This is a genomic window from Vibrio thalassae, from assembly GCF_900089835.1.
Lineage (GTDB): Bacteria > Pseudomonadota > Gammaproteobacteria > Enterobacterales > Vibrionaceae > Vibrio > Vibrio thalassae.
On the sequence record NZ_OANU01000141.1, the window covers coordinates 34903 to 44905 of the forward strand.

A 10003-nucleotide genomic window follows, 5' to 3' on the forward strand; every position below is an offset into this window, starting at 1 on the left:
GACAACTAAATAGCGACAAACAACTCTAACAGGTCGTTTAAGAAGAGCTTACCTTTTTCTGTCACTCTCCAACTATTTTTCTCATCCACCAGATAACCCTTTTGCAGTGCTATGTTTAATGGTTGCTCTATTGTCTCCAGACTCAATCCCGTTAGATCAATAAAATCCCTCTTGTTGCACGGTTCCAACAATCTAAAGCGATTCATAAAGAACTCAAATGGACGGTCTTCCGGAGCCACTTCGGTCTGGGAGTCTAAATATGGTTTCAACATATTGAGGTAACCGCGTGGATGTTTCACCTTAGTCGTGCGCACAATACGCCCATCGGCAAAGCTCAGTTTTCCGTGAGCGCCGCAGCCAATACCGAGGTAGTCACCAAAGCGCCAGTAGTTTAAGTTATGCTGACATTGAAAGCCTGGTTTACTGTAGCCTGAAATCTCATACTGCTGATAGCCAGCCTCCACCAGCATTTGATGTCCTTGTTCAAAGATATCCCACAGGTCATCTTCATCCGGAAGTGTAGGCGGCTTTGAATAGAACAGGGTATTTGGCTCTATGGTAAGTTGATACCATGAAAGATGTGGCGGTGCCAATTCAATCGCCTGCTTTAGATCACTCAATGCATCATCAATAGATTGATCTGGTAATCCATGCATCAGATCCAAATTGAAGCTCTTTAGCCCAATTTCATGGGCCAACTTAGCCGCATTGACCGCTTCACTTTCGCCATGAATTCGTCCCAAGCGCTCTAGTTTGGTTTGCTGAAAGCTTTGCACACCAATAGAGATGCGCGTAACGCCTGCGACTCGGTACTGCTCAAATCGAGCGGCTTCGATCGTTCCTGGATTGGCCTCCATGGTGATTTCTATGTCATCACGAAATGGAATACGATCCCTTACTCCATCAAGCAACTGCTTAATGTATTCTGGCGCGATTAAACTTGGTGTACCACCACCAATAAAAATCGAATGAATTGGGCGAGTATCTGATGCCAACTGATATTGACCAATATCAGTATCTAAATCCTCAAGTAACGCCGTGATGTACGCTTGTTGGGGAATATCTCCCTTTTGAGCATGCGAGTTAAAGTCACAATATGGACATTTTTGTACACACCAAGGAATATGGATATAGAGACTCAGCGGCGGCGGCACTAACACAGGAGGTTGTTTCATCTTAAATACCTTGCGCCTGAATCGTTGCGAAAAGCTCTTTTAATGCCTTACCTCTGTGTGATAGCTGCTTTTTACGTGCTGGTTCTAGGTCCGCAGACGCACAGTTGTCTTCAGGCACAAAGAAAATCGGATCATAACCAAAACCATTGTCACCGCTTGGCTCAGTCAGGATACGGCCTTCCCATTTGCCATGGCAAACTATCGGCGTAGGATCAGCAGCATGACGCATTAGCACCAACACACAGTGAAAACGTGCGGTTCTTTGCGCTTCAGGCACCCCTGACAACTCTTCTAGTACCTTATCTATATTGCGCTTGTCCGTCGCGCCTTCTCCAGAGTAACGAGCAGAGTAAATACCCGGCGCGCCTTTTAGATAATCGACTTCTAACCCAGAGTCATCCGCAATCGCAGCTAGTCCCGTTTCTTGAGCAGCATGTCTGGCCTTAATGATGGCATTCTCGATGAATGTGGTACCCGTTTCCGCCACTTCTGAGACATTGAATTCATTTTGGGCATGGACTTCAAAACCAAAATCAGACAGCAAGTCAGCCATCTCTTTCACTTTGCCTTGATTGCCGGTTGCAAGTACGATTTTTTTGCTCATGGGATTCTCTCGAGTTAGTAAGCTTACGCGTTGGTATTTATTGGAACCTTAAGGTTCTACATACAGTTTCTGGCTAAAGGTAATAGGACCGCGACCTTTGTTTCCAGCATCAATATCAATCGTGAATCGGTATTGCTCTTCGTTCACGATAGGAAATTGGGCCAAGTAGTATATCGCATCTCCTTCCTTAATTTCTTTAAACTCGAGCGTTTTGGTTTGACCAATAAGGTTTTTAGCATTGCCTTTTATCGATACAGGCATGGCAGGCTTGCCTGCGCTTGAGCGGTCAAGAACACTGATATTCACTGTTGCAACAAACTCATTCCGCTTCAAACCGTAGCTACGCGCCACTTGTGGCGTGATAAATGTTGAGTTGAACACCACATAATGTACTTCTGCATCTTTGATTGTTTTGAACTGTTCAGCTTGAGCCAACCCAGTCACCATCAATGCCGAAATCAACAATAACCATTTTTTCATTATTCTTCTCCTTTGAAAAAGCCCTCATAAGAGGGCCATAAATTCCTTGGGAATCAGTGCAGGTGACACTATTCGAAGTTGTTTGTGCCTTCCAAGCTCACCTTTCTCAATCAACACTTGTCCCTTTGCGACTTTAAATTGTTTAGCAAGGTACTTGCTCAAATGCGCATTGGCCTTTCCATCAACAGGAGGGGCAGTAATCGCCACCTTAAATTCTTCTCCATGCTCTCCCACCAGCTTGTCTCGACTGGCTTTAGGTTGAACATAAATATGAAGAATAAGGTCTTCTCCATCCTGTTTTACGGCTGACATTAAAGTCGATACCAAATTGGACCAATAAGATCGCCCATTAGGAAATTAGCAAACTGCAGCACAATAAATAGCACTAACACACTCAAATCAAACCCACCCATTGCTGGAATGATTCGGCGAATTGGTGCCAACATAGGCTCTGTCAATTGATGGAAGACATACTCAATCGGACTACGCCCTTGACTGACCCAGCTTAAGATTGCACGAATTAATAGTACCCAGAACAACAAGCCACCCGCGGCTTTAATAAGAGAAAGCAAACCTAGGAACAAGAAGTCAGCACCAAAGCTAAAGTTGCCACCAGAAGCTATCAGTACCAAAGCCACGTATTTACCAACACAAAGAACGTAAGCAAACAATAACGTCGCCATATCAATAGCGCCAATAGACGGAATCATTCGTCTTAGTGGCGCTACTACAGGTTGGGTTGCTTTCACAATAAACTGTGAAAACGGGTTGTAGAAGTCTGCGCGTGCTGCCTGTAGCCAAATGCGCAAAATCACGACCATAATGTAGAGATCAAACAAGGTCGAAACCAAGAAACTCATTGAATTCATAACTAGCCCTTACGAGTTATCATTGTTGGGATTAAAACAGTTTTTCCATTTCTTCAGCACGGGTCACGGCCGATTGCATCGCTTTAGCAACAATGCCTCGAATATCATTTTCCTCAAGCGTACGAACCGCTTCTGCCGTTGTCCCTCCTTTAGAGGTGACCTGTTGGCGCAGGGTAGCTAAATCAGTATCTGGATTCTCATTAACCATTTTAGCTGCGCCTAATGCGGTTTGTTGCACCAACAGTCGAGCGGTGTCTTCATCAAAGCCACTTGCTATCGCTTGTTGCTGAATCGCTTCCATGAACAGGAAGAAATACGCCGGAGCACTACCAGCGGCAGCGATAATGTCATTGATACCGGATTCTTGTTCAACCCAACAAACTTTACCAACAGCCTGCATCAGCTCACCTGCATAGGTTTTATCACTAACTGGTGTTATTGGGGAAGCAAATAGACCACTCATACCCTCACCTAATAAAGAAGGGGTATTCGGCATTACTCGAATCAGATTTAGTGGGTTGGCAAACATTTGTTGCAGACGCTCTATTGAGATTCCGGCCGCAATTGAAATGACAAGTTTGCCCTGAAAATCAATCGACTGAAGTGGTTTAGCTACTTGTTCCATCAATTGAGGTTTCACAGCCATCACAATCACATCGGCTTGTTGTGCTGCCTCAGTATTGTTCGTCGTCACTTGAATATCATAAGCCTGCTGCAAAGCAACTAACTTTGCTTCGCTAGGATTTGTCGCAGTAATACAATCTGGACGGTAGCCACTGGCCACCAATCCCGCGACGATGGAGCGAGTCATATTGCCCGCACCAATGAATGCGATCTTTCTTTGTTCCATTAACCCTATCCTAAATTAGAGGTACTTTGCGTCACTCTCTTATATGTTACGCTTTGTTGCTGTAATCTCTCGCACCAAAGATAGCCGTTCCAATTCGAACTATGGTACTTCCAGCTTCTATCGCTGCTTCCATATCGCCACTCATACCCATCGATAGCGTATCGACTTGAGGGTACTTTTCTGCCAGTAAGTTTTTGACCTCTGCCAGTGCTTTAAAGGCATTAAGCTGAGATTGATAGTCACTGACATTTTCTGGAATTGACATTACTCCTCTTAACGTGAGGTTGGGCAATGAAGAAATCAATTGGGCAAGCTCTAAAACTTGCTGACTGTTAACACCAGACTTACTCTCTTCGCTGCTGGTATTTACCTGGATCAACACTTGAATTGGCGTCATACCTTCAGGGCGCTGATCACTAAGTCGTTGGGCTATCTTGGCACGATCTACGGTATGAACCCAATCAAAGTGCTCTGCGACCGGTCGTGTTTTATTCGATTGAATAGGGCCAATAAAGTGCCATTCAATTTCGATATCACTATGGTGTTCATTAAAATAGGCGACTTTAGATACCCCCTCCTGAACATAGTTTTCGCCAAAAAGACGTTGACCTGCCTGACATGCGTCTAAAATTGCCTCCACAGGCTTAGTTTTACTGACCGCGAGCAATTGCACATCACCTTGCGCTCTCCCGCACTTTTGCTCAGCCTGTGCAATTTGGGAGGTGATTAGTTCGATATTTTGTTGAATACTAGTCATAGCTTATAAATTATAAGGAAAATGAATGGATATCACCGAGTTACTAGACTTTAGTGTAAAGCATAACGCTTCAGATCTACACCTTTCTGCCGGTGTCCCACCTATGGTACGCATTGATGGTGAAGTAAGAAAGCTTGGTATTCCTGCCCTTGAGCATTCTGAGGTCCATAAATTAATTTTTGACATTATGAACGATAAGCAGCGCGGCGAATACGAGGAGCATCTCGAAATCGATTTCTCATTTGATGTTCCAGATATCGGTCGTTTTCGTGTTAATGCATTTAACCAGTCGCGCGGGTGCTCCGCTGTTTTTCGGACCATCCCCAACCAAGTTCCAACACTGGCCCAAATAGACGCCCCAGACAAGTTTGCCGAGATAGCCAGTTTAGAACGCGGATTGGTGTTAGTAACAGGACCAACAGGGTCTGGTAAATCGACCACACTCGCTGCCATGGTTGATCATATAAACCAACATCAAAACAAACATATCCTGACCATTGAAGATCCTATTGAGTTTGTCCATCAAAATAAAAAGTGTTTAGTTAACCAACGAGAAGTTCATCGTGATACCCACAGCTTTAAAGCAGCGCTCCGCTCTGCACTGCGTGAAGACCCGGACATTATTTTGGTCGGTGAGCTTCGAGATCAAGAGACCATCAGTTTAGCTCTTACCGCTGCCGAAACGGGTCACTTAGTATTTGGTACCCTACACACAAGTTCTGCAGCCAAAACCATTGACCGAATCATTGATGTCTTTCCAGGCCAAGACAAAGAAATGGTTCGCTCTATGCTATCAGAATCGTTACGGGTCGTTATCGCGCAAACTCTGTTGAAACGCGTGGGAGGTGGGCGCATCGCCTGTCATGAAATCATGCTAGCAACACCCGCTATCAGAAACCTCATTCGAGAAGATAAAGTGGCTCAGATGTCCTCAATTATCCAAACCGGTGCGGCAAGTGGTATGCAGACCATGGAACAGCATTCTAAACGGTTGTTATCTCAAGGGCTGGTTGAACTAGAAGAAGTGAATAAGAAGATTGAACAGCACGGTTCAATGTTTCAATAGGACAAGATAATGCACAACATTGATACCATTCTAAATCACATGCTTGATGAAAAAGCCTCTGACCTTTATCTAACCGTCGGTGCGCCACTGCTATATCGCGTAGATGGCGAACTGCAACCGAAAGACGACAAGCTCACTACAGAGGCGATTCAAGCGCTTTTAAGTAGCGTCATGGACTCATCTAAGTACTCGGAATATCAGACAACAAAAGAAGCCAATTTTGCGATAGTAAAGCCATACGGGCGATTTAGAGTAAGTGCCTTCTACCAGCGAGAACTGCCTGGTGTAGTCATCAGGAGAATTGAAACTCAGATACCGACCTTCGAGCAGCTTTCGTTGCCAGAAGTAGTGCAAGATCTTGCAATAGCCAAACGCGGTTTAGTCTTAGTGGTAGGAGCTACTGGCTCTGGTAAATCTACCACTATGGCAGCGATGACGGGTTATCGAAATCAGCACCGCAGTGGTCATATTCTTACCGTCGAAGATCCCATCGAATTCGTTCATGAGCACGCAAAATGTATCGTTACGCAGCGTGAGGTTGGGTTGGACACTGAAAGCTATGAAGTCGCTCTTAAAAATTCACTCCGCCAAGCTCCTGATATGATTTTAATTGGTGAAATACGTTCTAGGGAAACGATGGAATACGCTATGTCCTTTGCTGAAACTGGGCACCTTTGTATTGCGACATTGCATGCGAATAATGCTAGCCAAGCGTTAGAGCGGATACTTCACCTCACACCGGAAGATAGACGAGAACAGTTCCTTTTTGACTTATCTTCGAATTTAAAAGGTATCGTAGGTCAACAACTCATTAGAGATAAGAATGGACAGGGTCGCCATGGTGTTTTCGAGGTGCTTCTAAATAGCCCTCGCATTTCCGATCTCATTCGTAAAGGTGATTTACATGAAATCAAAGCCGCAATTGCAAAAGGTAAAGAAGTCGGAATGCAAACCTTTGACCAAGCCTTATTTGATTTGGTATCAGCAGGCAAGATAAATCAAGAGGACGCTTTGCACAGTGCGGATTCGCAAAATGATCTCAGATTAATGCTAAAACTTCAAAGTAACGACAGTAATAGCCCATCAACTCTCAGTGATATTAAGATTGACATGAGCTAAGCACAGGCTTCAACCAACTGTGTAAGAAAACAGCGAAAAGACTGTATAGCTGTATACGGTCTTATTAGGCAGCGGATAGATAAATCGAAGACAACAAAAAAGGCTGCATCTTACGATGCAGCCTTTATAATGTGGCTCCCCCTGCGGGACTCGAACCTGCGACATACGGATTAACAGTCCGCCGTTCTACCAACTGAACTAAGGGGGAATTACTTTTCAGTAATTAAATGGTGCCGACTACCGGAATCGAACTGGTGACCTACTGATTACAAGTCAGTTGCTCTACCTACTGAGCTAAGTCGGCACTGCAAGCAAGCTCTCGCTTACTCTTAAAAGTGGCTCCCCCTGCGGGACTCGAACCTGCGACATACGGATTAACAGTCCGCCGTTCTACCAACTGAACTAAGGGGGAATTACTTTTCAGTAATTAAATGGTGCCGACTACCGGAATCGAACTGGTGACCTACTGATTACAAGTCAGTTGCTCTACCTACTGAGCTAAGTCGGCGACACTTTATTTGTTATTGCTCGTACTACTGTTAACAGCACCAACAATCTAAATTGTGGTGCCCGGAGGCGGAATCGAACCACCGACACGAGGATTTTCAATCCTCTGCTCTACCGACTGAGCTATCCGGGCGACGAGGTGTATTAAACGGCTTTTCGTCCTTTACGTCAACACTAAATTGCAAAAAAAATATCGTTTGGTGCTTTTCTATACTTAGCGTTCTGTTTTTATTCATTTGGTGCTTAAAAACAAGCCCTAGCAATCGTTCTGCTCCATGCTTGAACATAGATAAACAAGGCGCATTAACTTTCCACGCACCAAATAAGTTAAGGTTTTGTCGCTTTATACAGAGAGATAGTCATTGATTACTGAACCTCAAAGCGAGCAACTTTATGGCGCAGTTCCAACGACAGTTGATTTAATGTGTGAGTCCCTTGCTCAGTTTCTTCTACCGCAGAGCGAAGTTTACTGCCACTTTGCTCGATCATATTAACTCGTTGAGCGATATCGTCACTCACCGCTGTTTGTTCTGCCGCAGCTGTCGCTATCTGCTGACTCTTTTCTGTAATAGCCTCTAAGCGTGCTACTACCTCTTGCAAAGATGCTGATGCGGTTTGTGATTCACTAACCGTCGCTTCACTTGTCTGAGCACAAAGATTGATACTCTGAATGGCATGTTGTGAGCCTGATTGAAGATTACCAATCATCTCTTGAATTTCTTTAGTGCTTTGTTGAGTTCGGCCAGCAAGATTTCTGACTTCATCAGCAACAACGGCAAAACCTCTTCCTTGCTCACCTGCTCTAGCAGCTTCAATAGCGGCATTCAAAGCCAATAGATTAGTTTGCTCTGCAATATCACCTATTACATCCAGTATCCGAGCAATATTATGGACATCAGAGTCAAGCTCAGAAACAGCGCTCCTAGCGCCTTCTAATTGTGCTGCAAGCTCTTCTATATTTGATACGGTAGCTTGTATCAACTCACTAACGTGCAGGCTCTGTTGATCAGCCTCATCTGTACTATTTGCTGCATCCGTAGCAGATTGAGCTACATGAGACGCAGAAGAGGCCATTTCAGTCATTGCGGAAGCAATCATTTCCGTACTCTGTTGCTGCGTAGAAGTGAGTGTTGATATCGTCGCAGAGCGGTTATTAGCATCACTAACCTGATCTGCTATAGAGGCTGTTACTTTTTCAATGCTGGACAAGAGTGACGCTAAAGAAAGACTCATCTGTTGCACTGAATGATAGATACTTCCCTCCGTCGCTGTTCGTTCAAACTTAGTTGTCAGCTTTCCTTTTGCAACACTTTGTACCGCAAGTAATACTTCTTGCGGCTCACCACCAAGAATAGCGGAAATACGCTTTAGTGATAACAATAGCAAAGTAACGATAGTGACGATGAGGATCAAACATAAAGCAAGCTGCCATTTAGCTGTTGACCAAAAGCGCGCATTAACTTCATTAAAGCCGATTCCTGTACCCACAACCCAATTCCAATGTGGAGTTCTCTCAGCGATCGAGAGCTTATCTTCTACATCACCGCTTGGAAGTGTTTGTGTCCAGCTATATTCAATGATTTTTCCCGTTGTATTACCAAGTTTGGAAAGGATTATGTCAGCAACACTCTTACCCATGCTATCTCTGAAATCATGAAAACTCGTACCATGAAGCTGAGGATCAAGAGGAGCTGCAATAAATGTCATACTCTTATCAGCTACATAAACATATTCGTTATCTTTGTAGATATTATTGCGAAGTATTCTTATGGCGATAGCTTTAGCGTCTTGTTCTGTTAGCTTTCCTTCTAGTGCAAGGTTTTCCAATTGAATAATGGTGGAATAAGTACTAGTGAATAGCTCGGTCACTCGAGCTTTATTATCCACATCGCTTGCAATTCGAAGCGACCATAAGCCTGTTACAGCCACTATAACAACGGTAGACAAGATGATTAATGACAATAAATATGTTTGGCTTTTCAATTTCATTTTTAGGCTTACTTCTTTTTTGTATCGAAATTACTTTTTAAAAGCAGGATACATGACGAAAAGAGCGTTTAAAACCTCACGTAGTCAAACTATGACAATGATTAATACCAATCTAAGTAAAAATATGATCTAATTGATGCTATTACTTTTGCGAAAAAACGGATGCTATGGACAGCCTCGATAACATTGACTTTAAAAAGCTCGCTAGCCAACAAAAATCTATCCAGATGAAGATGCGATTACTTGCGTTGTCCCACTTTAAAGATGGTCATTCTCGCACCCAAATTGCCAAGTTCCTTAAAGTCAGTAGAACCAGTGTCAACAAATGGGTACAAACTTTCCTTGAGGATGGGCTTGATGGGTTGCAAGAAAAACCGAGAACGGGTCGGCCTGCTTTCCTTAATCCTCAACAACGTGAGCAATTAAGCCTATACATAAAGAATCGAGCAGAGGATTCATCAGGGGGTAGATTAACTGGTGCTGACATTCATACCTATATCGCCGAAGAGTTTGGTAAGTACTACCACCCAGATTCTATTTATTATTTGCTCAATCATATGGGCTTTTCTTGGATAACCTCCCGCTCC

At 43.9% G+C, this 10003-nt stretch carries 11 protein-coding genes and 5 tRNA genes; 3 read left to right on the forward strand and 13 right to left on the reverse strand.

The features are described from left to right. Positions 1–5: 5 nt before the first annotated feature. Genes hemW through VTH8203_RS22425 form a run of 7 tightly spaced genes read right to left on the reverse strand, consistent with a single transcriptional unit; the run spans position 6 to position 4735 of the window. On the reverse strand, positions 6–1160 hold the full coding sequence (hemW, locus tag VTH8203_RS22395; RefSeq protein ID WP_096995650.1) for a radical SAM family heme chaperone HemW: 1155 nt from the start codon (positions 1158–1160) through the stop codon (positions 6–8). Between the two features lie 16 nt (positions 1161–1176). Then, positions 1177–1779 (reverse strand): XTP/dITP diphosphatase, encoded by a 603-nt coding sequence (locus VTH8203_RS22400; protein ID WP_096995638.1) that lies wholly within the window; start codon positions 1777–1779, stop codon positions 1177–1179. Between the two features lie 48 nt (positions 1780–1827). Then, positions 1828–2259, reverse strand: coding sequence for a DUF4426 domain-containing protein (locus tag VTH8203_RS22405; RefSeq protein WP_096995639.1), 432 nt, complete (start codon positions 2257–2259; stop codon positions 1828–1830). Positions 2260–2283: 24 nt separating this feature from the next. After that, complete coding sequence (yggU, locus tag VTH8203_RS22410) at positions 2284–2571, reverse strand: DUF167 family protein YggU (RefSeq protein WP_096995640.1); 288 nt, start codon at positions 2569–2571, stop codon at positions 2284–2286. Then, complete coding sequence (locus tag VTH8203_RS22415) at positions 2571–3128, reverse strand: YggT family protein (RefSeq protein WP_006075533.1); 558 nt, start codon at positions 3126–3128, stop codon at positions 2571–2573. Before VTH8203_RS22415 ends, yggU begins: the two co-directional genes overlap by 1 nt. A 31-nt stretch (positions 3129–3159) precedes the next feature. Continuing rightward, entirely contained in the window at positions 3160–3978 is an 819-nt protein-coding gene (proC, locus tag VTH8203_RS22420) for a pyrroline-5-carboxylate reductase (RefSeq protein WP_096995641.1), read from the reverse strand. 46 nt (positions 3979–4024) lie between these two features. Next, positions 4025–4735: a YggS family pyridoxal phosphate-dependent enzyme gene (locus tag VTH8203_RS22425; protein WP_096995642.1), complete on the reverse strand. Its 711-nt coding sequence runs from the start codon at positions 4733–4735 to the stop codon at positions 4025–4027. Between the two features lie 25 nt (positions 4736–4760). Between VTH8203_RS22425 and VTH8203_RS22430 the strand changes: the two genes are divergently transcribed. After that, entirely contained in the window at positions 4761–5801 is a 1041-nt protein-coding gene (locus tag VTH8203_RS22430) for a type IV pilus twitching motility protein PilT (protein ID WP_096995643.1), read from the forward strand. A gap of 9 nt (positions 5802–5810) precedes the next feature. Then, the gene (locus VTH8203_RS22435) at positions 5811–6920 is read left to right on the forward strand and encodes a PilT/PilU family type 4a pilus ATPase (protein WP_096995644.1); all 1110 of its coding nucleotides are present in this window, start codon (positions 5811–5813) and stop codon (positions 6918–6920) included. A gap of 132 nt (positions 6921–7052) precedes the next feature. On the opposite strand, the gene VTH8203_RS22440 is transcribed toward VTH8203_RS22435, so the two are convergent. The 6 genes from VTH8203_RS22440 to VTH8203_RS22470 form a co-directional block, all read right to left on the reverse strand. Next, positions 7053–7128: transfer RNA gene (locus VTH8203_RS22440), tRNA-Asn, on the reverse strand. 20 nt (positions 7129–7148) lie between these two features. Further along, a tRNA-Thr gene (locus VTH8203_RS22445) sits at positions 7149–7224 on the reverse strand. Between the two features lie 32 nt (positions 7225–7256). After that, positions 7257–7332 (reverse strand) — tRNA-Asn (locus VTH8203_RS22450). A gap of 20 nt (positions 7333–7352) precedes the next feature. Then, a tRNA-Thr gene (locus VTH8203_RS22455) sits at positions 7353–7428 on the reverse strand. A 56-nt stretch (positions 7429–7484) separates the two neighbouring features. Further along, positions 7485–7560, reverse strand: a tRNA-Phe gene (locus VTH8203_RS22460). A gap of 233 nt (positions 7561–7793) precedes the next feature. Then, the gene (locus VTH8203_RS22470; RefSeq protein WP_096995646.1) at positions 7794–9416 is read right to left on the reverse strand and encodes a methyl-accepting chemotaxis protein; all 1623 of its coding nucleotides are present in this window, start codon (positions 9414–9416) and stop codon (positions 7794–7796) included. 167 nt (positions 9417–9583) lie between these two features. Here VTH8203_RS22470 and VTH8203_RS25235 point away from each other — a divergent pair. Beyond that, on the forward strand, positions 9584–10003 hold a 420-nt coding region (locus tag VTH8203_RS25235), incomplete at its 3' end, for a helix-turn-helix domain-containing protein (RefSeq protein WP_244181298.1).

What these genes read in the sequence shown, in the direction of transcription:
- VTH8203_RS22400 (WP_096995638.1), bottom strand. Translation starts at nt 1,779, where the DNA reads ATGAGCAAAAAAATCGTACTTGCAACCGGCAATCAAGGCAAAGTGAAA.
- VTH8203_RS22405 (WP_096995639.1), bottom strand. Translation starts at nt 2,259, where the DNA reads ATGAAAAAATGGTTATTGTTGATTTCGGCATTGATGGTGACTGGGTTG.
- yggU (WP_096995640.1), bottom strand. Translation starts at nt 2,571, where the DNA reads ATGTCAGCCGTAAAACAGGATGGAGAAGACCTTATTCTTCATATTTAT.
- VTH8203_RS22415 (WP_006075533.1), bottom strand. Translation starts at nt 3,128, where the DNA reads ATGAATTCAATGAGTTTCTTGGTTTCGACCTTGTTTGATCTCTACATT.
- proC (WP_096995641.1), bottom strand. Translation starts at nt 3,978, where the DNA reads ATGGAACAAAGAAAGATCGCATTCATTGGTGCGGGCAATATGACTCGC.
- VTH8203_RS22425 (WP_096995642.1), bottom strand. Translation starts at nt 4,735, where the DNA reads ATGACTAGTATTCAACAAAATATCGAACTAATCACCTCCCAAATTGCA.
- VTH8203_RS22430 (WP_096995643.1), top strand. Translation starts at nt 4,761, where the DNA reads ATGGATATCACCGAGTTACTAGACTTTAGTGTAAAGCATAACGCTTCA.
- VTH8203_RS22435 (WP_096995644.1), top strand. Translation starts at nt 5,811, where the DNA reads ATGCACAACATTGATACCATTCTAAATCACATGCTTGATGAAAAAGCC.
- VTH8203_RS22470 (WP_096995646.1), bottom strand. Translation starts at nt 9,416, where the DNA reads ATGAAATTGAAAAGCCAAACATATTTATTGTCATTAATCATCTTGTCT.